This is a genomic window from Pseudomonas putida (assembly GCF_028682635.1).
GTDB lineage: Bacteria > Pseudomonadota > Gammaproteobacteria > Pseudomonadales > Pseudomonadaceae > Aquipseudomonas > Aquipseudomonas putida_AE.
The window spans coordinates 50,192-75,721 of the sequence record NZ_JANHLK010000004.1; the positions used below are offsets into that span (position 1 = coordinate 50,192).

21 protein-coding genes are annotated in these 25,530 nt (G+C 60.4%); 15 read left to right on the forward strand and 6 right to left on the reverse strand.

Annotated elements, in window-relative coordinates; translation table 11 throughout:
• The first annotated feature begins 80 nt into the window (after nt 1–80).
• Entirely contained in the window at nt 81–1,019 is a 939-nt protein-coding gene (locus tag NPS56_RS06280; RefSeq protein ID WP_274073916.1) for a DMT family transporter, read from the forward strand.
• Here the strand turns inward: NPS56_RS06280 and NPS56_RS06285 are convergent, their stop codons facing one another.
• From NPS56_RS06285 to NPS56_RS06310, 6 genes are all read right to left on the reverse strand, one after another.
• Nucleotides 1,020–1,796 carry an ABC transporter substrate-binding protein gene (locus tag NPS56_RS06285; protein ID WP_274073917.1) on the reverse strand — a complete coding sequence of 259 codons (777 nt, stop codon included), beginning with the start codon at nt 1,794–1,796 and terminating at the stop codon, nt 1,020–1,022.
• 320 nt (nt 1,797–2,116) lie between these two features.
• Nucleotides 2,117–2,569 carry a molybdopterin synthase catalytic subunit MoaE gene (gene moaE / locus NPS56_RS06290; protein ID WP_274073918.1) on the reverse strand — a complete coding sequence of 151 codons (453 nt, stop codon included), beginning with the start codon at nt 2,567–2,569 and terminating at the stop codon, nt 2,117–2,119.
• 3 nt (nt 2,570–2,572) lie between these two features.
• Nucleotides 2,573–2,815, reverse strand: coding sequence for a molybdopterin converting factor subunit 1 (gene moaD, locus NPS56_RS06295; RefSeq protein ID WP_046820459.1), 243 nt, complete (start codon nt 2,813–2,815; stop codon nt 2,573–2,575).
• A complete protein-coding gene (moaC, locus tag NPS56_RS06300) occupies nt 2,812–3,285 on the reverse strand; it encodes a cyclic pyranopterin monophosphate synthase MoaC (protein WP_274073919.1) in 474 nt (157 codons plus the stop codon). The genes moaD and moaC overlap by 4 nt, the downstream gene beginning before the upstream one ends.
• A gap of 226 nt (nt 3,286–3,511) precedes the next feature.
• Nucleotides 3,512–4,906 (reverse strand): PhoH family protein, encoded by a 1,395-nt coding sequence (locus tag NPS56_RS06305; protein ID WP_046820461.1) that lies wholly within the window; start codon nt 4,904–4,906, stop codon nt 3,512–3,514.
• Between the two features lie 335 nt (nt 4,907–5,241).
• Nucleotides 5,242–6,366, reverse strand: a complete 1,125-nt coding sequence (locus tag NPS56_RS06310) for a polysaccharide deacetylase family protein (RefSeq protein ID WP_274073920.1) — start codon at nt 6,364–6,366, stop codon at nt 5,242–5,244.
• Between the two features lie 287 nt (nt 6,367–6,653).
• Here NPS56_RS06310 and yaaA point away from each other — a divergent pair, with 287 nt between their 5' ends.
• From yaaA to NPS56_RS06380, 14 genes are all read left to right on the forward strand, one after another.
• A complete protein-coding gene (yaaA, locus tag NPS56_RS06315; protein ID WP_274073921.1) occupies nt 6,654–7,433 on the forward strand; it encodes a peroxide stress protein YaaA in 780 nt (259 codons plus the stop codon).
• 814 nt (nt 7,434–8,247) lie between these two features.
• Nucleotides 8,248–9,564, forward strand: a complete 1,317-nt coding sequence (locus NPS56_RS06320) for a nucleotide sugar dehydrogenase (RefSeq protein WP_274073922.1) — start codon at nt 8,248–8,250, stop codon at nt 9,562–9,564.
• A gap of 108 nt (nt 9,565–9,672) precedes the next feature.
• Entirely contained in the window at nt 9,673–11,154 is a 1,482-nt protein-coding gene (alg8, locus tag NPS56_RS06325; RefSeq protein ID WP_406592065.1) for a mannuronan synthase, read from the forward strand.
• A 36-nt stretch (nt 11,155–11,190) separates the two neighbouring features.
• Nucleotides 11,191–12,360 carry an alginate biosynthesis protein Alg44 gene (locus NPS56_RS06330; RefSeq protein WP_274073923.1) on the forward strand — a complete coding sequence of 390 codons (1,170 nt, stop codon included), beginning with the start codon at nt 11,191–11,193 and terminating at the stop codon, nt 12,358–12,360.
• Between the two features lie 9 nt (nt 12,361–12,369).
• Nucleotides 12,370–13,881 (forward strand): alginate biosynthesis TPR repeat lipoprotein AlgK, encoded by a 1,512-nt coding sequence (algK, locus tag NPS56_RS06335; RefSeq protein ID WP_406592064.1) that lies wholly within the window; start codon nt 12,370–12,372, stop codon nt 13,879–13,881.
• Nucleotides 13,878–15,362, forward strand: coding sequence for an alginate export family protein (locus NPS56_RS06340; RefSeq protein ID WP_274073925.1), 1,485 nt, complete (start codon nt 13,878–13,880; stop codon nt 15,360–15,362). The genes algK and NPS56_RS06340 overlap by 4 nt, the downstream gene beginning before the upstream one ends.
• 26 nt (nt 15,363–15,388) lie before the next feature.
• Nucleotides 15,389–16,963, forward strand: coding sequence for a mannuronan 5-epimerase AlgG (gene algG / locus NPS56_RS06345; protein ID WP_274073926.1), 1,575 nt, complete (start codon nt 15,389–15,391; stop codon nt 16,961–16,963).
• Between the two features lie 10 nt (nt 16,964–16,973).
• Entirely contained in the window at nt 16,974–18,425 is a 1,452-nt protein-coding gene (locus NPS56_RS06350) for an alginate O-acetyltransferase (protein ID WP_274073927.1), read from the forward strand.
• Nucleotides 18,426–18,433: 8 nt separating this feature from the next.
• Nucleotides 18,434–19,546 (forward strand): mannuronate-specific alginate lyase, encoded by a 1,113-nt coding sequence (locus NPS56_RS06355; RefSeq protein ID WP_274073928.1) that lies wholly within the window; start codon nt 18,434–18,436, stop codon nt 19,544–19,546.
• A 207-nt stretch (nt 19,547–19,753) separates the two neighbouring features.
• Complete coding sequence (locus tag NPS56_RS06360; protein ID WP_274073929.1) at nt 19,754–21,319, forward strand: MBOAT family O-acyltransferase; 1,566 nt, start codon at nt 19,754–19,756, stop codon at nt 21,317–21,319.
• Nucleotides 21,320–21,330: 11 nt separating this feature from the next.
• Complete coding sequence (locus NPS56_RS06365; RefSeq protein WP_274073930.1) at nt 21,331–22,506, forward strand: alginate O-acetyltransferase; 1,176 nt, start codon at nt 21,331–21,333, stop codon at nt 22,504–22,506.
• A gap of 17 nt (nt 22,507–22,523) precedes the next feature.
• Nucleotides 22,524–23,180 (forward strand): alginate O-acetyltransferase AlgF, encoded by a 657-nt coding sequence (locus NPS56_RS06370; RefSeq protein WP_274073931.1) that lies wholly within the window; start codon nt 22,524–22,526, stop codon nt 23,178–23,180.
• Nucleotides 23,181–23,327: 147 nt separating this feature from the next.
• Nucleotides 23,328–24,779 (forward strand): mannose-1-phosphate guanylyltransferase/mannose-6-phosphate isomerase, encoded by a 1,452-nt coding sequence (locus NPS56_RS06375; RefSeq protein WP_274073932.1) that lies wholly within the window; start codon nt 23,328–23,330, stop codon nt 24,777–24,779.
• Between the two features lie 265 nt (nt 24,780–25,044).
• A complete protein-coding gene (locus NPS56_RS06380) occupies nt 25,045–25,509 on the forward strand; it encodes a multidrug transporter (RefSeq protein ID WP_274073933.1) in 465 nt (154 codons plus the stop codon).
• The last annotated feature ends 21 nt before the right edge of the window (nt 25,510–25,530 follow it).

Consider the following 25,530-nt stretch of genomic DNA (forward strand, 5'->3'; position numbering starts at 1 on the left):
TAGTGAATTCATAGGGTTTTGATAATTCGAGTGTCGGCATTGCACTACGCCTTTTTCCGCCGGACACAGAGGATCGCCTTATGGATTTTGTTCAACGCCGCCTCGCCGAAAGGCCTGGCGTAAAAATCGCCCTGGCGACGGTTTTCGTGATCCTCTGCTGGGCCTACTCCCCCATTGGCATCCGCATCGGGTTAGGGGCTTACGAGCCGGGTCATCTGGCGCTGATCCGCTTTCTCATCGCCTCGACGTTCATGGCTGGGGTCGCTTTGGTGGCGCGTATTTCCCTACCGCGCCTGAAAGATCTGCCACTGTTGGTTTTGCTGGGATTTTTTGCTGTCAGCCTGCACCACATCGCCCTCAACTTCGGCCAACGAGGCGTCAGCGCCGGCGCGGCCAGTGTGCTTGCGCAATCCACGCCGCTGTTCAGCACGATACTGGCGCATTTCGTGTTCAAGGACCGGGTCAATGGCTGGCAGTGGATCTGTGTGCTGTGCGGCTTGCTCGGTGCGGGGGTCGTGGTGACCGGTGATCGTGGCTTTGGAGAACTGGATGCGCACGGGCTGCTGATCCTGCTGGCGGCCTTGTCCTGGAGCCTCTATTTCGCCCTGCAAAAACGCCATTCCCATCGCTACGACGGGCTGACGATGGTGTGTTACACCATCTGGTCGGGCACGACATTATTACTGGTGTATACACCGGGCTTGTGGAGCGAAGTGCAGAACGCCTCGGCGTCGGCCAACCTGGCGGTGCTTATCCTGGGTATTTTCCCCAGTGCCCTTGCGTACCTCGCCTGGGCCTACGTACTGACTCACAGTAACGTGAGTCGCGCTTCCATTTCGCTTTACCTGATACCGCCCGCGGCCATGCTGATGGCCTCGGTGGTTCTGGCTGAGCGCCCGTCGATCATGGTCATCAGTGGGATGGTCATCGTGCTGGCGAGCGTGCTGGCGCTCAATCTGCAGCCATCGAGAGGCTGCAATGCAGTGGGGCCTTCGCGAGAAAGCCCCGAGAACAATTGATCACTCGCCGTAGATATCAGACTTGAAGTAGTGCTGAGAGATCTTCTGGTACTCGCCACTGGCGCGGATGCCGTCGATCGCGGTGTTCAGCTCCGAGACCAGCTCGGTGTTGCCCTTGCGAACCGCGATCCCGGCGCCCTCGCCCACGTATTTCGGGTCCTTGAGCTCTGGGCCGACAAAGGCGTAACCCTTGCCACGGGGCATCGACAGGAAGTCGTTGAGGGGAATGGTGTCGGCGAAGATGGCATCGAGGCGGCCCGCCGCCAGGTCCATGTAGATCTCTTCGTTGTTGCTGTAGCGCTTGACGTTGACGCCCATGGGTTCGAAGACTTCGGTCGCGTAGCGGTCGGTGGTGGTCGCCCGTTGCACGCCCACGGTCTTGCCCTTGAGGCTGGCGTATTGGTCATCGACGACCGCGCCTTCCTTCATGACCAGGCGCGACGAGGTGAAGTAGTACTTGTGGGTGAAATCCACCGACTTCTTGCGGTCTTCGTTGATGGTCATGGACGACAGGGCCATGTCGATCTTCTTCACCTTAAGGGAAGGAATCAGGCCGTCGAACTCACCCTCGACCCACACGCACTTGACCTTCATCTGCGCGCACAGGGCATTGCCGATGTCGTAGTCGAAGCCCGCGATCTCGCCTTTGTCGGTCTTGGAGGCGAATGGTGGGTAGGCCGCTTCGATACCGATGCGCAGGGTTTTCTCGGCGGCAAACAGGGTGCTGCACGCCAACAGGCTCAGGGCCAGACCGGTGATGAGGGGGAGTTTCTTCATGTTCGTTCTCTCGCGGGTTGTTGTTGGTTTGGCAAGACGAAGAAGAGCAGTTCCAAGCTTGAAGCTCGGAGCTTGAAGCTGTTTTTATACTTGGAATTCCATACTGGACTTTTATGTATTTGGCGTCAATCGGGTAAATGGGTGGCGTGCCGGCCGATGGTCGGGTGGTCAATCAAGCGGTTCTTGGGTGAAGCGGATGGCCTCTTCGCGAGCAAGCCCGCTCCCACAGGGGTCTGTGTCGTACACAGAGTTTGTGTTCACAGAAGATCACTGTGGGAGCGGGCTTGCTCGCGAAGACTGACTAAAGAACGCCGCAGGAATTACCGCTTCCAGCGATCCGCCGCCGCATGATCGCTGTCACGCCCCTCGACCCAACGCGGCCCATCGCTGGTGTTTTCCTTTTTCCAGAACGGGGCGCGGGTTTTCAGGTAGTCCATGACAAAGGCGCAGGCGTCGAAGGCCGCCTGGCGGTGGGCGCTGGCGGCGCCGACGAAGACGATGGGCTCGCCGGGCTCCAGGGCCCCGATGCGATGCAGCACTTCCAGCTTGAGCAAGGGCCAGCGCTGCTCGGCCTCGGTGGCGATCTTGCCGAGGGCTTTTTCGGTCATGCCCGGATAGTGTTCGAGGAACATCCCGGCGACATCCAGGCCGTCATTGAAGTCGCGAACGTAGCCGACGAAACTCACCACCGCGCCGACGCCGACATTGGCATCGTGCATGGCGTTGACTTCAGCACCAGGGTCGAACGCGGTCGATTGCACGCGAATGGCCATGGCTCAGCCCCCGGTCACGGTGGGGAAAAACGCCACTTCATCGCCATCGCTGACCGGTTCGTCGAGCTGGCACAGGTCTTCGTTGCGCGCGCACATCAGGTTCTGCTCGCTCAAGACTTCGGCGCCGTCGCGCTGGGCCAGCAATGCGCGCACGTCGTCGACGGTGGCGAAGTCGCCCTCGACCTTTACCGCATCGACGCCCAGCGCTTCGCGGTAACGGGCAAAAAATTTCACGGTGACGTTCATGGCTGCTCCGCCTGGAAATGCCCGCTCTTGCCGCCGACCTTCTCCAGCAGGCGCACGCTTTCGATGGTCATGCCGCGATCCACGGCCTTGCACATGTCATAGATGGTCAGGGCGGCGACGCTGGCGGCGGTCAGGGCCTCCATCTCGACACCGGTCTGCCCGGACAACTTGCAGCGGGCCACGATGCGCACGCTGTCCTCGCCTTCGGCACTGAGTTCGACCTTGACCCCGGTCAGCATCAGCGGATGGCACAGGGGAATCAGGTCGCTGGTCTTTTTCGCCGCCTGGATGCCGGCAATGCGGGCCACGGCGAACACATCGCCCTTGGGGTGACCGCCACTGACGATCATTTGCAAGGTTTCGGGCAGCATGCGCACCAGCGCCTGGGCCGTCGCTTCACGGAAGGTCACGTCTTTTTCGGTGACGTCGACCATGTTGGCGCGGCCTTGGGAATCGAGATGAGTCAGCACGGGGTTACTCCTGATCAGGAGTTTCGATTGTAAACCTGTGGGTCAGATTTCCGCACGCCAGATTATCGGATGGCCGCATTCCTGTAGGAGCTGGCTTGCCAGCGATGAGGGCCTTGAATTCAATGCAAGCTTCAAGGCCCCCTTCGCTGGCAAGCCAGCTCCTACAAGGTTTTTGTCGGCCATAAAAAACCGGGCGGCTTTGGGGCCGCCCGGTTTTGGGTGAAGGTTACAGATGCGATTCGGCGTATTCGGCCAGGATCGAACGTGGCACCCCTTGCAGGGTGATGTGCACCCCGTTCGGGAAGTCCTTGAAGCGTTCAGTCAGATAGGTCAGCCCGGAGCTGGTCGCGGACAGGTAAGGGGTGTCGATCTGTGCCAGGTTGCCCAGGCACACTACTTTTGAACCGGCACCGGCACGGGTGATGATGGTTTTCATCTGGTGCGGCGTGAGGTTCTGGCATTCGTCGATCAGGATCAGGCTCTGTTGGAAGCTGCGGCCCCGGATGTAGTTGAGGGATTTGAACTGCAACGGCACTTTGCTGAGGATGTAGTCGACGCTGCCATGGGTGCTTTCGTCATCCATGTGCAAGGCTTCGAGGTTGTCGGTGATGGCGCCCAGCCAAGGCTCCATTTTTTCCGCTTCGGTGCCGGGCAGGAAACCGATCTCCTGGTCCAGGCCTTGCACGCTGCGGGTGGCGATGATGCGGCGGTAGCGCTTGCTGACCATCGTCTGTTCAATGGCCGCGGCCAGCGCGAGGATGGTTTTACCCGAGCCTGCGGCACCGGACAGGTTGACCAGGTGGATGTCCGGATCGAGCAAGGCATACAGCGCCAGGCTCTGATAGATGTCCCGCGGCTTGAGGCCCCAGGCTTCCTGGTGCAGCAGCGGTTCCTGGTGCAGGTCCAGGATCAGCAGCTTGTCCTCCTCGATCTCCTTGATCCAGCCAACGAACCCCTGCTCGTCGATGATGAACTCGTTGATATGCACTGCGGGCAGATTGTCGATCAGCTGTACCTGATGCCAGGTGCGGCCGTGGTCCTGGCGGGTTTCGACCTTGCTCACGCGGTCCCAGAAGGAGCCGGTCATGTTGTGGTAGCCATTAGGCAGCAGCGATACGTCGTCGACCAGTTGGTCGGTGCTGTAGTCCTCGGCCGCGATCCCGCAGGCGCGGGCCTTGAGACGCATGTTGATGTCTTTGGTGACCAGCACCACGGGCTTCTGTGGGTCCCGCGCGTGCAGGTCGATCAATTGGTTGATGATTTTGTTGTCGTTCAGGTGCTCGGGCAGAATCAGGTTCGGCTCGGCGTGCTTGCTCATCAGAATTGACAGCAAGCCCTTGGGTCCGCTCTTGCCCCGCTGGATCGGCACACCCTGCTCGACGTCCTCGGGTGAGGCATCGCCCAGGGTCTTGTCGATCAGCCGGATGGCCTGGCGGCATTCGGCGGCAACGCTGTGATGCCCGCTCTTGAGCTTGTCGAGTTCCTCAAGCACGGTCATCGGGATCGCGACGTGGTGTTCTTCGAAGTTAAGCAGCGCGTTTGGATCGTGAATCAATACGTTGGTATCGAGTACATAAAGGATTGGCTGGTTGGAAGAAGAGCTACGTCCGTGATCATCCATACTCGGTCACCTTTGTGGGAGCCAGTCGACGCAATACCTTGGCGGTGCTGCGCCTCGAAGTGACTACCGAATACACCTGCGGGGACTCAAGTGTTCTGCATACATGCGGGTCTTGGGAGACGCCACCTGTGTTGCAGGTTTCGGCGGTCTGTCTTCGTAATACTCCAAAACCCATGACAGAAAAAAGTACTTTGACGCTTTTTTGAAGTTTATTTTTCAGAATGACCAATAACACTTGGCGGACTGCCATCACCCGTTTACAGTCGGAAGTCAACCTGCAGCAAAATCACCTCTAAAATCGCCTTTCACCCAATGTTTACGGGCTTTGGCGGTTTTCAGCGAAATCCCTCCTGACAGTCTTCCCACCCGATCCCGCTTTGCGCCGTTTGTGTGATCAGCCAGGGCAACGCCGTTTTCACCCCCTCCTGCTTCACATTGAAATTGATCACCCCGTGGCGCCATAGCAGCATCAGGGTCAGCACCCGTTGCGCACTCTGGCTGCCCTTGAGCTTGCCCGCACCGTCCTGGGCATCGATATCCCACAGGGCGACCTGCAAGCCCTGGGCCTTGAAGAAAGCGGCGGCGTCGGCGCGGCGCTGGCCATCGGGCGGGCGAAACAGCGGCACGAAGTTCTCCGGCAGCTTGCTTTTGGCCAGCTCGACGCTGCGGCGTACCGAGTCCTGCCAGTCCTGCCAGTGGCTGTGGGAGCGAAATTCCCAGCCCTGCACGCCGATGCACTGGGTTGACCAGGTCGACTGCAGGCTAGCCACCGAGCGCTCGTTTAAACGGGCCTGGAGGTCCTTGCCGAGCACGAAGAAGGTGCCACTGAGGTTGGCCTTGCGCAGGTACTCGGCAATCCAGTCGGTATTGTCCGGCGTGGCATTGGCGGCGCTGTCGAAGGTCATTAGAAACAGCCGATCATGCATGCCGTCGCCATTGCGTTCATAGTCGCCAAAACGATCGACTTCGCTGCTGGTTTGCGGGAACAGCGCCGCCTTGCGCAGTTGCTCATCCAGGTACTGGGTGTGGAACAGGCGACTCGGCTCGGACCATCGGGTGTAGTAGCTGTCCTCGCTGAGCTGGAACTTGCCGGCCTGCTCGCGCAAGGTGGCCATGTCCTCGACCAGGAAACAGAAGGAGGCGTCCTGGTCGCAACTCTGCTGAGCGAAGTTGTAGTTGGCCAGCAGGCGTTGCCACAGGCGCTGGCGAACCCGATTGACCGACTCCAGGTTGATGGTGCGCAAGCCAAGGCGTTGCGCCAGCGCCGCCTCGTCCAGGGCTTCACTGGCCAGCAGCACCCGGGCGAACATGAGGATTTCGGCCCGCGAGGCGACATCGAACAGGGTCGGGTTGTCGAGTTTTTCCGGCCAGGTGCTGCGATCCAGCGTTGCTACTTCACCGGGTGCCGCGATGGCGCCGAAGCTAAATAGCCAGATCGAGATGAGAAAAACGATGCGCAATGGGAAGTCTCCATAACCGGGCCCGGGCGGCACTATATCGCGGGGAGATCAAAAGATCGCAGCCTCGCTCCGCGAGACAGCTCCTACAGGGGGGGCTGTTCCGAGTTCAAGCCAACCCGCTCCCGGGTACGGTCCATTTTCAAGCCAACCCGGTCCCGTAGGAGCTGTCTCGCGAAGCGAGGCTGCGATCTTGTCCCATGACGCCACCGATCACCTATCGCACCGATAGCTGGAGTCAACACGGTCAACCCCCTAGAATCGCCGCCACGATTAAAGGAGACGACTTCATGCTGACGGTGATTTCCCCCGCCAAGACCCTCGATTACGAAACGCCGCCGGCGACCCAGCGCTTTACCCAGCCGCAATACCTCGACCATTCCCAGGAGCTGATCCTGCAGCTGCGCGAGCTGACCCCGGCGCAGATCAGCGAACTGATGCACGTTTCCGACAAGATCGGCGGGCTCAACGCCGCCCGCTTCGGCAGCTGGACACCCGCCTTCACCCCGGCCAACGCCAAGCAGGCCTTGCTGGCGTTCAAGGGCGACGTCTACACCGGGCTCAATGCGCAAACTTTCAGCGAAGCCGACTTCGACTACGCCCAGCAACATCTGCGCATGCTCTCCGGCCTGTATGGCCTGCTGCGTCCCCTCGACCTGATGCAGCCGTACCGTCTGGAAATGGGCACCAAACTGGCCAATGCCCGGGGCAAGGACCTGTATGCCTTCTGGGGTACGCGGATCAGCGAATGGCTGAACGAAGCCCTGGCCGACCAGGGCGATGACGTGCTGCTCAACCTGGCGTCCAACGAGTATTTCTCGGCGGTCAAGCGCAGCGCCTTGAACGCACGCATCATCAACACCGAGTTCAAGGACCTGAAGAACGGTCAGTACAAGATCATCAGCTTCTACGCGAAAAAGGCCCGGGGCATGATGAGCCGCTTCGTCATCGAAGAACGCATCAACGACCCGCAAGCCCTCAAGCAGTTCGATGTTCAGGGCTATCGCTACAGCGCCGAACAGTCTAAACCGGACAACCTGGTGTTCCTGCGCGACCACGCACCAGAGTAAATCAACGGGTCGGCGCACGACCTTCCAACTCCCCTCGTGCGCCCCCACTGATCCCCTCGAAATCCCTCGCTTTTTTCGTCATTTTTATGACGCCAAAATACCACCTGTCAATTTTCTAACTTTAGTTTCACTCGACTTCGATCATTTTTTTCAGTAGTGGCACCGAAAAAAATTATCGATAGTGGCAAAAAACTATCCCCTCCAATAATCCGCCTATATATAAAGGGCGAAACGGCAAGTGCTATCAATTTGAGAGCAGTGCCATCTTTGACAATATTTCAAGAAATTTCAGATTTCGTGATGAGCGGGCCGGAACTATGTCCAGATGCACCGCTCATACCACCGGTAACGATTCTCGCCGTGGATGTACGAGATAACTTACGCAGATCAGGGAACCATGTAGTGAAGTTGCAATACTAACTTCCACTGACTACCCCCCCCTGATTTGGGCAACACCAGAACGCACAGGAGATACGCACCATTAATATCCCCTGCAAGGCCAAGGCCGCGTCCCTATAAACGTGCTCACCCGGGCACCAAAACGCTTGATCTACGGGCTTTCGGCCTGACATCGAGCGTGCAGGAACATTGCACGAACTTCTTCTGAACAGAGGACGCGCTGCATAACAGGGCAAGTCATAACAACAAGGCCTAGTTGCGCACACCTTGAGTGCACTTATTTAGACACTCGGAACTTTTATGCCAGCACGCGGTATTGTCGCGCCTGCCAGGCGTAACTTCCGCGTGCACTATAACCGCTGAACACCATTAACTCCGGCCATCTAATGGCTTGATCAACACTGAGGTAAATGCGATGCGCATCAGCATATTTGGTTTGGGTTACGTAGGCGCTGTCTGTGCCGGCTGCCTGTCTGCACGGGGCCATGACGTCGTTGGCGTCGATGTTGCCAAAGACAAGATCGATATGATCAATGCCGGCAAATCGCCGATTGTTGAACCAGGCCTGGGCGAACTTCTGGCCCAGGGTATCCAGACCGGTCGCCTGCGTGGCACCACCAACTTCGCCGAGGCCATTCGCGACACCGACCTGTCGATGATCTGCGTCGGTACGCCGAGCAAGAAGAACGGCGATCTGGAACTGAACTACATCGAAGCCGTGTGCCGCGAGATCGGTTTTGTCCTGCGTGACAAGACCACCCGCCACACCATCGTGGTTCGCAGCACCGTGCTGCCAGGTACCGTGGCCAACGTGGTGATCCCGATTCTCGAAGACTGCTCCGGCAAGAAGGCCGGCGTCGATTTCGGTGTTGCCGTGAACCCTGAGTTCCTGCGCGAAAGCACCGCCATCGCCGACTACGACCAGCCGCCAATGACCGTCATCGGCGAGTTCGACAAGGCCTCGGGCGACGTTCTGCAATCGCTGTACGAAGAACTCGACGCACCGATCATCCGCAAGGACATCGCCGTTGCCGAGATGATCAAGTACACCTGCAACGTGTGGCACGCCACCAAGGTGACCTTCGCCAACGAGATCGGCAACATCGCCAAGGCCGTCGGCGTCGATGGTCGTGAAGTGATGGACGTGGTCTGCCAGGACAAGACCCTGAACCTGTCCCAGTACTACATGCGCCCGGGCTTCGCCTTCGGCGGTTCCTGCCTGCCCAAAGACGTGCGTGCCCTGACCTACCGCGCCGGCTCCCTGGACGTGGAAGCACCGCTGCTCAACTCGCTGATGCGCAGTAACGAGTCCCAGGTGCAGAACGCCTTCGACATCGTTTCCAGCCACGACAAACGCAAAGTCGCCCTGCTGGGCCTGAGCTTCAAGGCCGGCACCGACGACCTGCGCGAAAGCCCGCTGGTGGACCTGGCGGAAATGCTGATCGGCAAGGGCTACGACCTGAGCATCTACGACAGCAACGTCGAATACGCCCGCGTTCACGGCGCGAACAAGGACTACATCGAGTCGAAGATCCCCCACGTCTCGTCCTTGCTCAACGCCGACTTCGACGAAGTGATCAACAACTCCGACGTGATCATCCTCGGCAACCGTGACGAGAAATTCCGCGCCCTGGTGCAGAACGTTCCACACGGCAAGCAGGTGATCGACCTGGTCGGCTTCATGTCCAAGGCCACCAGCGTGACTGGCCGGACTGAAGGCATTTGCTGGTAAAGCAGCCATAAGCGACAAGCTTCAAGCGGCAAGTAACAGCTCTTCACTTGCAGCTTGAAGCTTGGAGCTTGCAGCTGACTTCAGGCAACTGACTTTAGGATTCCGATTATGCACAGGCTAAAGCACGGCCTACTCCAGGCCGCCGGTTGGCTGTTCTACCTGAGTTTATTGATGGGCATCGCCATGGCGCTGCCTGTGTCCACGTTCGACTCCGAGTCGAAGGACTTCATTTTCCTGATCGGTATCGTCGGTATCTGGCGCTACTCGATGGGTGCCACGCACTTTCTGCGCGGCATGCTGTTCCTGTACGTGGTCTACCCGCACCTGCGGCGCAAAGTGCGCAAGCTGGGCAAGGCGGCGGACCCGTCCCATGTATTTTTGATGGTCACCAGTTTTCGTATCGATGCGCTGACCACCGCGCAGGTCTACAGCTCGGTGATCCGCGAAGCGATCGACTGCGAGCTGCCAACCACCGTGGTCTGCTCCATCGTTGAAATGTCCGATGAACTGCTGGTCAAGAGCCTGTGGAACCGGATGAACCCGCCTGCCCGGGTCAAGCTCGACTTCGTGCGCATTCCCGGTACCGGCAAGCGCGACGGCCTGGCCTACGGTTTCCGCGCCATCTCCCGCCACCTGCCGGATGACCGCGCCGTGGTGGCCGTGATCGATGGCGACACCGTGCTTGGCGAGGGCACAGTGCGCAAGACCGTGCCGTGGTTCCAGCTGTTCGGCAACGTCGGCGGCCTCACCACCAACGAGTTCTGCGAAGTGCGCGGCGGCTACATCATGAGCGAATGGCACAAGCTGCGTTTCGCCCAGCGCCACATCAACATGTGCTCGATGGCCCTGTCCAAGCGCGTGCTGACCATGACCGGGCGCATGTCGGTGTTCCGTGCCACCGTGGTCACCAACCCGGAATTCATCGCCGACGTTGAAAGCGACTCGCTGCAACACTGGCGCCTGGGTCGTTTCAAATTCCTCACCGGTGACGACAAGTCGAGCTGGTTCAGCCTGATGCGCCTGGGCTACGACACCTTCTACGTGCCGGACGCGGCGATCAACACCGTCGAGCATCCGCCTGAGAAGAGCTTCATCAAGGCCAGCCGCAAGCTGATGTTCCGCTGGTACGGCAACAACCTGCGCCAGAACTCCCGGGCCCTCGGCCTTGGGGTCAAACGCCTCGGTGCGTTCACCTCGGTGGTGCTGTTCGATCAGCGCGTGTCGATGTGGACCTCCCTGCTGGGCTTGACCGTGGCGCTGATCGCCAGCTTCAAGTACGGCACCGCGTTCATCCTGGTGTACCTGCTGTGGATCGGCATCACCCGCCTGATCCTGACCCTGTTGCTGTCCTGCTCCGGTCACCGGATCGGCCCGGCTTACCCGGCGATTCTCTATTACAACCAGATCGTCGGCGCGCTGGTGAAGATCTACGTGTTCTTCCGCCTCGACCAACAGTCCTGGACTCGCCAGCCCACTTCCCTGACCCGTGATCTCGCCAGCTTTCAACGTTGGTTCAACACCTGGTCGTCTCGGACCATGACCTTCTCCGCCGGCAGCATTTTTGTCGCCGTGCTGCTGATGATGGTCTGACCGCCCCCTTATTGAATTAACCAGGAAATCGCCCATATGAATACCGCCGTCAACGCCAACGTAGTGCATGAATCCGAAGCCCAGCGCCAACACGCCCGAGTGAAAATCCCGGCCAAGCTGCGTTTCTTCGGCCCTGACCGTACGCCGGTCGAAGCGCGAGTGATCGACCTGTCCGCCGGTGGCCTGGCCTTCAATGCCGGGCAACTGCCACTGAAGATCGGCGACAAGTACAAGGCCCGCCTGCAATTCGTCATCGACAACCTCGGCCTGGCCATGGACGTGGAATTGCAGGTGCGCTCCCATGATCGCGAGACCGGTCGTACCGGCTGCCAGTTCCAGAACCTGGAACCACAGGACATCTCGACCTTGCGCCACCTGATCACTTCGCACCTGGCCGGCGACATCGTCACCATCGGTGAAGTGCTGGCGACCCTGCAGCGCGACAACTTCACCAAGGCGCGCAAGATCAAGGACGGCGGCCACGGCATGAGCGCGTTCGGGCGCATGAAAGCAGTGACACTCAGCCTGGGGGTTTTCGTCGTCGGCCTGGCGGCGTTCGGCTTCATCTTCAAATCGGTGTACGGCATGTACTTCGTCAGCCACGCCCAGGCCGGCCTGGTCAGCGTGCCGGGCGTGAACATCACCATGCCCCGCGACGGCACCGTGCAGAGCCTGGTGAAAGGCGATGGCGTCGCTGCCAAAGGCGCACCGCTGGCGACCTTCAGCACCAGCATGCTCGACGTGCTCAAGGGTCACCTGGAAGACGATCAACTGGCCCCGGCCAAGGTTGAAGAGCTGTTCGGCAAGCAGATGACCGGCACCCTGACCTCGCCGTGCGATTGCACCGTGGCCCAGCAAATGGTCGCCGACGGTCAGTACGCCAGCAAAGGCGACGTGATCTTCCAACTGGTGCCACGCAATACCGAAGCCAACGTCGAGGCGCGCTTCTCCTATCGCCAGTTCGGCGACGTTCTGCCAGGCACCCCGGTGCGCTTCCAGATCGCCGGCGAAGACAAGACCCGCACCGGCAAGATCGTCAGCAGCACCAGCCTGAAAAGCGCCGACCTGTCATCCGACATCCGCGTCCTGATCCAGCCTGACGAAGCCCTGGACAGCAGCCTCGCCGGCCGTCCGGTGGAAGTGAACAGCGACCGTGGCCCGAACCTGAACTGGCTGATCGACAAAGCCATGGCTGCTGGTCTGTAACCGGAGGACATGCACGTGACGACGCCACCAATTCCAAGAACACCGCAGTCCCTGTGGGAGCTGGCCTGCCAGCGATTGGATCAATGCGGTACCGCTGGAACACCGAGTCGAATGCATCGCCAGCAGGCTGGCTCCCACATAGGATTGATGGTGTGCTCGCTGGCATTGGCAGTCAGCCTCGCCGGTTGCGCCGGCCTGCCCGACCAGCGCCTGGCCAACGAAGCGCTCAAGCGTGGCGACACCGCCACTGCCGCGGCGAACTACCAGCAACTGGCAGACCTGGGCTACAGCGAAGCCCAGGTTGGCCTGGCCGATCTCCAGGTCGACAGCCGCGACCCGGCGCAGATGAAACAGGCCGAAGCGACTTACCGCGCCGCGGCCAGCGTTTCACCCCGTGCCCAGGCACGCCTGGGTCGCCTGCTGGTGGCCAAGCCCGGCTCCACCGAAGCCGAACAGCACGAAGCCGAAGGCCTGTTGAAAAAAGCCTCGGCCGCCGGCGAAGGCAACACCCTGATCCCGTTGGCGATGCTGTACCTGCAATACCCGCACAGCTTCCCCAACGTCGACGCCCAGCAGCAGATCAGCCAATGGCGCGCCGAAGGCAAGCCGGAAGCGGGCCTGGCGCAAGTGCTGCTGTATCGCACCCAGGGCACCTACGACCAGCACCTCGACGAAGTGGAAAAGGTCTGCAAGGCCGCGCTCAACACCACCGACATCTGCTACGTCGAACTGGCCACGGTCTACCAGAAACAGGCCAAGCCGGAGCAACAGGCCGAGCTGATCAAGCAGATGCAGGCCGCTCACAGTCGCGGCGCCGTTTCCGCCCAGCGTGTCGACAGCGTCGCCCGCGTGCTCGCCGATCGGACCCTGGGCACGCCCGACGAAAAAACCGCGCAGTCGCTGCTTGAACCCATCGCTCCAGGCTACCCGGCCTCGTGGGTCACCCTCGCGCAACTGATCTACGACTTCCCGGAACTCGGCGATGTCGACCAGATGATGAAGTACCTGGACAACGGCCGCGCCGCCGACCAACCGCGCGCCGAGCTGTTGCTGGGCAAGCTCTACTACGAAGGCAAGATGGTCCCGGCCGACGCCAAGGTCGCCGAGGAACACTTCCAGAAAGCCGTCGGCCGTGAAGTCGCCGCCGATTACTACCTTGGCCAGATCTATCGCCGTGGCTACCTGGGCAAGGTCTATCCGCAGAAGGCCCTGGATCATCTGCTGACCGCTGCGCGTAACGGCCAGAACAGCGCCGACTTCGCCATCGCCCAACTGTTTTCCCAAGGCAAAGGCACCAAGCCTGACCCGCTCAATGCATACGTCTTCAGCCAGTTGGCCAAGACCCAGAACACCCCGCAAGCCACCGAGCTTGCGCAAACCCTCGAAGCCCAACTGCCGCCTGCGCAGCTGGCCGAGGCCCAGCGCCTGTTGAAACAGGAACAGGCGGTTCGCGGCAACTTGAGCCAGAACACGCTGCAACTGCACGCCCTGCAAGAAGAAGACGGCGAGGAATCCCTATGAAGTTGAATCCATTCATGAAGGCCGGTATCGGCCTGACGTTCGCGCTGATCTGGTCGTGCCCGACACTGGCGGCGATGACTGAAGAAACCAAGAACTACGGCCTGGACGTGAAAATCACCGGCCAGTCCGAAGACGACCGAGACCTGGGTACCCAGAGTGGCGGCGACGTCAATGGCCTGGGCCTCGACCTGCGCCCGTGGGTGTATGGCGAGAGCGGCGCGTGGAGCGCGTATGCAATGGGTCAAGCCGTGACGTCCACCGACATCATCGAGACCGACACCCTGCAGCAATCCGAAGGCACCGAAAACACCGTCAACAATGACCGCAAGACCAAGAAGAACTACCTGGCGATGCGCGAGTTCTGGGTCGGCTACAGCGGCTTCACGCCCTACCCTGGCGAAATCCTGAAATTCGGCCGCCAGCGTCTGCACAACGATGACGGTCAATGGCGCGACACCAACATCGAAGCCCTGAACTGGACCTTCGACACCACCCTGTTGCGCGCCAACGCCGGTATCGCCGAACGCTTCAGCGAGTACCGCACCGACCTGAAGGAACTGGCACCGAAGGACAAGGATCGCCTGCACGCCTACGCCGATGCCGAATACCAATGGACACCGGGCCACTGGGCCGGCATTCGCGGTCATCACACCCACGATGACGGCAAGCTCGATTATCCAGAGCCGGGTGTGGCCGGCGATTCGCTGGACAAGAAACAGAACGGCGATATCAGCTGGCTGGGCCTGCAGGCCAACAGCGACGCCTACAACTGGCGCAACACCAACACGGTCAACTACTGGGGCAGCATCACCGGCATGAGCGGCGACCGTGACACGGTCAACCCTTTGAACGCCGATGGCACCGCACCGGCGCAAGCCAAGCACAGCGGCGACGTCGATGGCTGGGCCACCGACCTGGGCGTGCGTCTGCGCCTCGATCCGCAATGGCAAGTCGGTGCGGCCTACGCCCGTGCCAGCGCCGATTACGAACAGAACGGCCTGGAAAGCAACCGCTCGAGCTACACCGGTACCCGCTCGCGTGTGCACCGTTTCGGCGAAGCCTTCCGTGGCGAAATGAACAACATGCAATCGGCCACCCTGTTCGGTTCGTGGATGCTCAACGACGAGTACGACGCCAGCCTGATCTACCACAAGTTCTGGCGCGTCGACGGCAACAAGCCGATCACCAGCAACGGCATCGACGCCGTGCAGAACAACACCGACGACGTCACCGGCGCGGTGCTGTCCAGCACGTCCCTGCCACTGAACGATGGTGATAAAGACCTCGGCCAGGAAATGGATCTGGTGGTCACCAAGTACTTCAAGCAAGGCCTGCTGCCGGCGGCATTGAGCCAGAAGATCGATGAGCCTTCGGCCCTGGTGCGCTTCCGTGGCGGTGTGTTCAAGCCGGGCGACGCCTACGGCAAGGAAGTCGATTCGTACATGCACCGCGCGTTCGTCGACGTGATCTGGCGCTTCTGATGCACATTGCGAAGGGAGTCCCCGACATGAACAGTGCCAAGAAAGGGTCCTTGACCTTGCTCGCCGGCGCCCTGCTGCTGGCCAGCGCGACTGCCTTCGCCAATGTGGAGCCGGCCGCCAAGCCGGCCACCATGGCCAAGGAGCTGCAACAGGCCAAGACCTATACCGTCAGCAGCGCACCGACCGCGCCGCTGGAGCTGGCCACGCCGAAACTGCCGGACACCTCGGGCTACACCGCCGAAGCCATCGCCGCAAAAGTCGTGCGCAGCAAGGCCGGCAAGATCAGCGTGCGCCGCATGATGCAGGAAGACGCCCTGAAGGACTTCATCGGCGGCGATAACAAGATGGCCGAGTGGGTCGTGCGTCAGCACGGCATCCCCCAGGCGATCTTCGTTGACGACGGCTACATGAACCTCAAGGACCTGGCGAAGAAGCTGCCCAAGCAGTACTTCAGCGAAACCTCGCCGGGCGTATTCCTGGCCAAGTTGCCGATCGTGGTGGGCAACAAGGGCATCCTGGAAATCGACAAGCAGACCCAGGAACTGCGCCTGTCCCAGGAGGCCGGCTCGTTCCTGGTCAACGACGGCCAGTTGTTCGTGCGTGATACCAAAATCACTGGCTGGAGTGAGAAGGCCAACGGCCCGGCGGCCTTCAAGTCGCCCAAGGAATTCCGTCCGTTCCTGCTGTCCTGGGGCGGCACCGAGACCTACATCGCCAACAGCAAGATCGCCAGTTTCGGCTACGCCAACAGTAAGTCCTACGGCGTGAGTATTTCCCAGTACACGCCGAACATGGCCAAGGTACTCAAGCGTCCTGAGCCGACCGGCTGGATCGTCGGTTCCGAGTTCTCGGACATGTGGTACGGCTTCTACTGCTACGAAACCCGCGACTTCGTGGTCAAGGGCAACACCTACAAAGACAACATCGTCTACGGCATCGACCCCCACGACCGTTCCCACGGCCTGATCATTGCCGACAACACGGTGTTCGGGACCAAGAAGAAGCACGGGATCATCATTTCCCGTGAGGTCAACGACAGCTTCATCTTCAACAACCGCAGCTACGACAACAAGTTGTCGGGCCTGGTGATCGACCGTAACAGCGTGAACAACCTGATCGCCCATAACGAGATCTACCAGAACCACACCGACGGCATCACCCTCTACGAGAGTGCCGACAACCTGCTGTGGGGCAACAAGGTGATCAGCAACCGTCGTCACGGCATCCGCATTCGTAACAGCGTGAACATTCGCCTGTACGAAAACGTCGCCATGGCCAACGGCCTGACCGGCGTCTACGGCCACATCAAGGACCTGACCAACACCGACCGTGACATCAAGCTCGACCCGTTCGACGCCCAGGTGTCGCTGATCGTGGTCGGCGGTGAACTGGCGGCCAATGGCAGTGGCCCACTGTCCATCGACTCGCCGCTGAGCGTCGAGTTGTATCGCGTGTCCATGCTCGCCCCGACCAAATCCAGCGGCATCAGCTTCTCGGGGATTCTCGGCGAGCGCCAGGATGAAATTCTCGACCTGCTGGTGCGCCAGCAGAAAGCCGTGCTGATCGACCCTGTCGAACGCCAGACCGAAATGCGGGACTGAGGATAATTTTATGCACCCACACTTGATCAAATTACTCAGCCTGTCGGCCCTGACCGCCGGCATTCTCGCCGCCAGCGGTGGTGTTCGCGCCGATGAAGTGCAAGCACCGAAATTCAGCGCCGAGCCGTGCTGCAGCCTGTGCCCCGCCGCCCACGACGCGAAGAACTACACCACGCGTTACCAGCAGAACTTCACCACGCTGGTACAGGCCCAGGGCGACTGGTTGTTCCGTACGCAAGAAGACTTGCGCACCGAATTCGACACCACACCTGCCGGCTACAAGCGCATGAAGCAACTGCACGATGCGTTCAAGAGCAAAGGCGTGGAGCTGGTGGTGGTTTACCAGCCGACCCGTGGCCTGGTGAACCGCAACAAGTTGAACCCGGCAGAAAAAGCCAGCTTCGATTTCGACAAGGCGCTGAAGAACTACAAGACCATGCTCGGCCGTTTCGCGCAGATGGGTTACGTGGTACCGGACCTGTCGCCGCTGACCAACGAGTCGCTGCCCGACACCCTGCCCGCCCACGATTTCTACTTCCGCGGCGACCAGCACTGGACGCCGTATGGCGCCCAGCGCACGGCAAAAATCGTGGCCGAAAAGGTCAAGCAGATCCCGGCCTTCGCCGACATTCCCAAGCGTGAATTCGAGACCCACAAGTCGGGTCGCATGGGCAAGACCGGAACATTGCACAACATGGCTGGTCAACTCTGTGGCACCAGCTACGCGATCCAGTACATGGATCAATTCACCACCGAGCCGAAAGGCGAAGCAGGCGATGGCGATCTGTTCGGCGATTCCGGCAATCCGGAAATCACCCTGGTCGGCACCAGCCACAGTGGCAAGAACTACAACTTCGCCGGTTTCCTCGAAGAGGCCATCGGCGCCGACATTCTCAACGTGGCGTTCCCCGGCGGTGGCCTGGAAGGTTCGATGCTGCAGTACCTGGGCAGCGACGAGTTCCAGAAGAACCCGCCGAAGATTCTCATCTGGGAATTCTCGCCGCTCTATCGCCTCGACCAGGAAACCATCTACCGCCAGATGATGGCGCTGCTGGACAACGGTTGCGAAGGCAAGGATGCACAGATGTCGGCCAGCACCACGCTGAAGCCGGGCAAGAACGAGCTTATGGTCAACAGCAAAAACCTGAACCTGCAAAACAGCAGTCACCAGGTCGACATCCGCTTCGCCGACACCTCGGTGAAAACCTTGCAAGCCACCCTCTGGTACATGAACGGGCGCCACGAGGACATCAAGATCGACAAACCGGAAACCTCCGACACTGACGGACGTTTCGCCTTCGAGTTGCGCACGGACGAAGACTGGGCCTCGCAGAACCTGCTGGCCGTCGAAATCCAGGGCCCTGAAAAAGCGGGCACCGCGCCACAGAAAGTCGAAGCGAAAATCTGCAAACGCAACGTATTCCCGAACGCTGAGCAACGTACTGCTTCAGCCGGGCAATGAGGTCTGCTATGCGAAATCCGAAACTTGCAACACTGACGCTGTTGAGCCTGGCGATGTTCGCCGGTGCGACCCAGGCCGCGGCGCCACTGCGCCCGCCACAGGGCTATTTTGCGCCGATCGAGAAAGTCAAAACCGGCGACAAGAGCGAAGGCTGCGATGCCATGCCGACGCCCTACACCGGCTCGCTGCAATTTCGCAGCAAGTACGAAGGTTCGGACAAGGCCCGTTCAACACTGAACGTGCAGTCGGAAAAAGCCTTCCGCGACAGCACCGCCGACATCACCAAGCTCGAGCGCGGCACCAGCAAGCGCGTCATGCAGTTCATGCGTGACGGTCGCCCGGAACAGCTGGAGTGCACCCTGAACTGGTTGACGGCGTGGGCCAAGGCCGATGCGTTGATGTCCAAGGACTTCAACCACACCGGCAAGTCGATGCGCAAATGGGCGCTGGGCAGCATGGCGTCGTCCTACATTCGCCTGAAGTTTTCCGACTCCCACCCGCTGGCCAACCATCAGCAGGAGTCGCAGTTGATCGAAGCCTGGTTCAACCGCATGGCCGACCAGGTGGTCAGCGACTGGGACAACCTGCCGCTGGAAAAAACCAACAACCACTCGTACTGGGCCGCCTGGTCGGTGATGGCGACCTCGGTCGCCACCAACCGCCGCGACCTGTTCGACTGGGCCGTGAAGGAATACAAGGTCGGCGCCAATCAGGTTGATGCGGACGGTTATCTGCCGAACGAACTCAAGCGCCAGCAACGCGCCCTCGCCTATCACAACTATGCCCTGCCGCCGCTGGCGATGATCGCCAGTTTCGCCCAGGTCAATGGTGTGGATTTGCGCCAGGAAAACAACGGCGCATTGAAACGCCTGGGTGATCGCGTACTCGCCGGGGTAGAAGACCCGGATGAGTTCGAGGAAAAGAACGGCAAGAAACAGGACATGACCGACCTGAAAGTCGACTCGAAATTCGCCTGGCTCGAACCGTTCTGCACCCTCTACACCTGCGCGCCGGAGGTGCTGGAGAAGAAGCATGACATGCAACCGTTCAAGACCTTCCGCCTGGGCGGGGATTTGACCAAGGTCTACGACCCGGCCAACGAAAAGGGCAAGGGTTCCTAGAACGACGCATTCCCCCTGTAGGAGCTGGCTTGCCAGCGATGCGGTGTGTCAGTCGACATCAATGTTGGATGTCAGACCGAATCGCTGGCAAGCCAGCTCCTACAGGGATCGCGGTGGTTTTTGAATGCAATGTGCCCCCGGTTTTTCGTGGGGGGTTTGGGGGGGCCGTTGGCCCTTGAATGTAGCTTCAAACAAGGAGAGATCGGGATGGTTTTTTCGTCCAACGTGTTCCTGTTTTTGTTCTTGCCGATCTTTCTCGGCTTGTACTACTTGAGCGGGCAACGCTATCGCAATCTGCTGCTGCTGATCGCCAGCTACGTGTTCTACGCCTGGTGGCGTGTGGACTTCCTCGCACTGTTCGCGGCGGTCACGCTGTGGAACTACTGGATCGGCCTGAAAGTCGGCGCCGCAGGCGTTCGGACCAAACCGGCGCAGCGCTGGCTGCTGCTCGGCGTGGCGGTCGACCTGTGCATCCTCGGCTACTTCAAGTACGCCAACTTCGGCGTCGACAGCATCAACGCCATGATGACCTCGGTGGGCCTGGAGCCGTTTATCCTGACCCATGTGCTGCTGCCGATCGGCATCTCGTTCTACATCTTCGAGTCCATCAGCTACATCATCGACGTCTACCGTGGCGATACCCCGGCGACCCGCAACCTGATCGACTTCGCGGCGTTCGTGGCGATCTTCCCGCACCTGATCGCAGGTCCCGTGTTGCGTTTTCGCGACCTCGCCGACCAGTTCAACAACCGCACCCACACCCTCGACAAGTTCTCCGAGGGCTGCACGCGGTTCATGCAGGGTTTCATCAAGAAGGTGTTCATCGCCGACACCCTCGCGGTAGTGGCCGATCATTGCTTCGCCCTGCAAAACCCGACCACGGGTGACGCCTGGCTCGGCGCCCTGGCGTACACCGCGCAGCTGTACTTCGACTTCTCCGGCTACAGCGACATGGCCATCGGCCTGGGCTTGATGATGGGTTTCCGCTTCATGGAAAACTTCAAGCAGCCGTACATCAGCCAGTCGATCACCGAGTTCTGGCGCCGCTGGCACATCAGCCTGTCGACCTGGCTGCGTGACTACCTGTACATCACCCTGGGCGGTAACCGCAAAGGCACCCTGACCACCTATCGCAACCTGTTCCTGACCATGCTGCTCGGTGGCCTGTGGCACGGTGCGAACATCACCTACATCGTTTGGGGTGCATGGCACGGCATGTGGCTGGCGATCGAGAAAGCCCTCGGCCTGAACACTTCGCCACGCAGCTTCAACCCGATTCGCTGGGCACTGACCTTCCTGCTGGTAGTGATGGGCTGGGTGATCTTCCGTGCGGAAAACCTGCACGTGGCCGGTCGCATGTACGGCGCGATGTTCAGCTTCGGCGAGTGGTCGCTGTCGGAACTCAACCAGGCCAGCCTCACCGGCCTGCAAATCGCAACCCTGGTGGTGGCCTACGTGACCCTGGCGTTCTTCGGCCTGCGTGATTTCTACAGCAACCAGCCGCCAGTGAAGACCAAGCCTGAAGTGAATGTCGATGCCGATGGCCCTGCCGCCAGCGAACCCGGCCTGATCAAGGCCGCGCCTGGTGATAACCCGGCGAGCATCCACCAGCCTGGCTACACCGTCGGCGTCGATGCCCAGGTGCAACCGGCCTACTGGACCGCTGACTGGTCGCGCTACGCAATGCGCGCATTGGTACTGCTGCTGTTCATCGCCTCGATTCTCAAACTCTCGGCGCAAAGCTTCTCGCCGTTCCTTTACTTCCAGTTCTGAGGGATCTGACCATGACCCGCTCATTACGCATCTTCTACATCGCCCTGTTCCTGGTGACGCTGCTGGCCCTGGGCCTGTGGTCGGTCCGCAGCTTCCTCGGCTTCAGCACCAACGCCGATGCGACGGTGCTCAATGGCCGCTGGACCAAGGCCGTGGAGACGCACTACGACGACGAGTTCCCGATCAAGCGCCTGGGCACCAACCTCTGGGCCGCGCTGGACTTCAAGCTGTTCAACGAGGGTCGTCCGGGCGTCGTGCTCGGTCGCGACCAGTGGCTGTACAGCGATGAAGAATTCCATCCGACGGTCAACGAAGAGCTGAACCTGCAAGGCAACTACGCGCTGGTCGAAGGCGTGCGCCAGACCCTGAAAGACAAGGGTGTGAAACTGGTGATGGCGGTGGTTCCGGCCAAGGTGCGCCTGTACCCGGAACACCTCGGTGAGGTGAAACCGGCCAGCATCCACGCCAACCTCTACCAGGACTTCCACAAGCGTCTGGCCGCCGACCACATCCTTGCCCCTGATTTGCTGGGCCCGCTGCAAGCGGCCAAGCGCGACGGCAAGCAAGTGTTCCTGCGCACCGACACCCACTGGACTCCGGAAGGCGCCGAGATCGCCGCCAACCGCCTGGCCAGGACCATTGCCGACAAGTACCCGCTGAGCGGCGAACCGCAAAACTTCGTCACCGAGCCTGCGGAGAAAATCACCCACAAGGGCGACCTGCGTCTGTTCCTGCCACTGGACCCGCTGTTCGAAAACCTGATGCCGGCGCAAGAGCCTCTGCAGAAGCGCAACACCGTTGCCGCTGATGACCAGCCAGCCGCTGAAGACGCCCTGTTCGCCAACACCGAAGTGCCCGTGGCACTGATCGGCACCAGCTACAGCGCCAACCCTAACTGGAACTTCGTCGGCGCGTTGAAACAAGCGCTGCGCAGCGACGTGGTCAATTACGCCGAAGACGGCCACGGCCCGATCCTGCCGATGCTCAGCTACCTCAAAAGCGACGCTTTCAAGAACAGCCCGCCACAAGTGCTGATCTGGGAGTTTCCTGAACGCTATCTGCCTGTGAACAACGAAATCGGCGACGCCGACCCGCAGTGGGTCGCAGAGCTTAAACAAGCCGGCGCCCGCCAACAAAACGTAGCCATCAACACTAAATCCGAGACGCCCGACCGGGCGCAAAACTGAAAGAGAGAGGTACTACCATGACTTTCAAGACTACTCCTCGTCGTCTCGCCAAGACCTTTGCACTGGTTGCTGGTATGAGTGTGCTTTCGATGCAGGCCTTCGCCGGTGGCGATGCCGCACTGTACGGCCCGACCGCACCGAAAGGCTCGTCCTTCGTGCGGATCTACAACGCCAGCAACGCAGAAGTCAGCGCCACTGTCGGCAGCACCAACCTGAGCGATGTCGCGCCGCTGTCGAGCAGCGACTTCAGCTTCATGCCGGGCGGTGACTACAGCGCCAAGGTCGGCAGCCAGACCCTGCCGGTGAAACTGGCCGGCGACCACTATTACACCCTGGTCAACAACGCCAGCGGCGCACCGCAACTGATCGAAGAGCCGCCGTTCAAGAACAAGCAGAAATCCCTGGTGCGCGTGCAGAACCTCAGCGACAAGGCGCTGACCCTGAAAACCGCCGACGGCAAGACCGACGTGGTCCCGAACGTGGCCGCCAAGGGCCGTGGCGAGCGTGAAATCAACCCGGTCAAAGTCAGCCTGGCGCTATACGATGGCGCAACGAAAGTCGGCGACGTGAAACCGGTCGCCCTGGAACGCGGTGAAGCCGCCGTGCTGTACGTCACCGGCAGCGGCAGCAGCCTGTCGCCGGTCTGGGTAAAACGCCCGGTATCGACGCGCTAATCATTTTCCCGAATTGACCCGGCTCCGTGGGAGCCGGCCTGCCGGCGATGCAGGCCACTCGGTTTTGTCGATGTACCGAGGTGATGCCATCGCCAGCAGGCTGGCTCCCACAAAAGCCTAACCAAACGATTTTCAAGGAGTAACAACATGATTCCGGTGATCTTGTCAGGTGGTAGCGGCTCACGTCTTTGGCCGCTTTCCCGTAAGCAGTTCCCTAAACAGTTCCTGGCCCTGACCGGCGAGCACACCCTGTTCCAGCAAACCCTGGAACGCCTGGTGTTCGACGGCATGGACACGCCGATCGTGGTCTGCAACAAGGACCACCGTTTCATCGTCAACGAGCAGTTGGCCGCGCGCAAACTCGAAACCCAGCGCATCCTGATGGAACCGTTCGGCCGCAACACCGCGCCGGCCGTGGCCCTGACCGCGATGATGCTGGTCAACGAAGGTCGTGACGAACTGATGCTGGTCCTGCCGGCCGACCACGTGCTGGAAGACCAGAAAGCCCTGCAACGCGCCCTGGCCCTGGCCACCGTCGCCGCCGAAAACGGCGAAATGGTGCTGTTCGGCGTCCCGGCCACCAAACCGGAAACCGGCTACGGCTACATCAAGTCGACCAACGATTCACTGCTGCCCGAAGGCGTCAGCCGCGTTTCGCACTTCGTCGAAAAACCGGACGTGAAACGCGCCACCGAGTACGTCCAGTCCGGCGGTTACTTCTGGAACAGCGGCATGTTCCTGTTCCGCGCCAGCCGCTTCCTCGAAGAGCTGAAAAAGCACGATCCGGACATCTACGACACCTGCCTGCTGACCCTCGAGCGCAGCGCCCAGGACGCCGACACCGTGAGCATCGACGAAGCCACTTTCGCCTGCTGCCCGGACAACTCCATCGACTACTCGGTCATGGAAAAAACCCAGCGCGCCTGCGTCGTACCGCTGACTGCGGGCTGGAGCGATGTCGGCTGCTGGTCGTCGTTGTGGGAAGTGAATGCGAAAGATGCCAATGGCAACGTCACCAAAGGCGACGTGGTGATCCAGGACAGCAAGAACTGCATGATCCACGGCAACGGCAAACTGGTGTCGGTGATCGGCCTGGAAAACATCGTGGTGGTCGAAACCAAGGACGCCATGATGATCGCGCACAAGGACAAGGTCCAGGGCGTGAAGCAGATGGTCAACACCCTCAACGAACAGGGCCGCAGCGAAACCCAGAACCACTGCGAAGTCTATCGTCCGTGGGGCTCCTACGACTCGGTCGACATGGGCGGGCGTTTCCAGGTCAAGCACATCTCGGTGAAACCGGGCGCGTGCCTGTCGCTGCAAATGCACCACCACCGCGCCGAGCACTGGATCGTGGTCAGCGGCACGGCTGAAGTGACCTGCGACGAGAACGTGTTCCTGCTGACTGAAAACCAGTCGACCTACATTCCGATTGCTTCGGTGCACCGCCTGCGCAACCCGGGCAAGATTCCACTCGAGATCATCGAAGTGCAATCGGGCAGTTATCTGGGTGAGGACGATATCGAGCGGTTCGAAGACATCTACGGGCGTTCGACCCCGATTGAGCGTGGCGTGTCGGTAAAAACCATCGCGCAGTAAGCACTGTTTACCTTAAGCCCCCGCTCAACCCGCTGCGTCCCCTATCCGCAGCGGGTTGACCGGGGGCTTTTTTTTTCCGGGTTTTGTGTTGCCCAGGCTGGCCTCTTCGCGAGCAAGCCCGAGTTTTTTTTGGGAGAAATGCGATCGAATGTGGGAGCGGGCTTGCTCGCGAATAGGCCAGCACATCCGCCACAAAATCTCGCCATCGCCAACCTCCCCTACGCTTAGGTAGGATGGTCTCTCCATCCCCCAAGGTTTTCACGTCATGTTCATCGGTGTCCTGCTGGTCATCACCTGGCTGATCCTGCTCCTACGCTATCCGACCAAAGCCCTGCCCGTGTCCATGGCCGCCGCCGTAGGGCTGGGCATCGTCGCCACCTGGGTCATCTGGATGGACCACCGCGAACTCAAACAGCTTGAACGCCTGGAACTGCGCATCAGCTACGCACCGCAACATTGCCCTGCCGACCGGCCGCTGCAATTGACCATGAGCAACGGTAACGACGTGCCGCTGACCGAGTTGCGCTGGCGCGTCGCCGCTTATGCGCCGGGCGACACCGTCAACCTGGCCGACAATCAGTACACCGCCCCTCGCTATCGCGGGCCTGGCGAATTGCAGGCTGGGGGTAGCTGGGAAGATTGCCTGCCCATGCCGCCGTTGCGCCCCGGCTATCGCCCGGAAACCCTGGAGTTTCGCGCCGAGCGTTTGCACGGCACTTTCTCCGATTGACCTCTCCCCCACTTTTTTGCA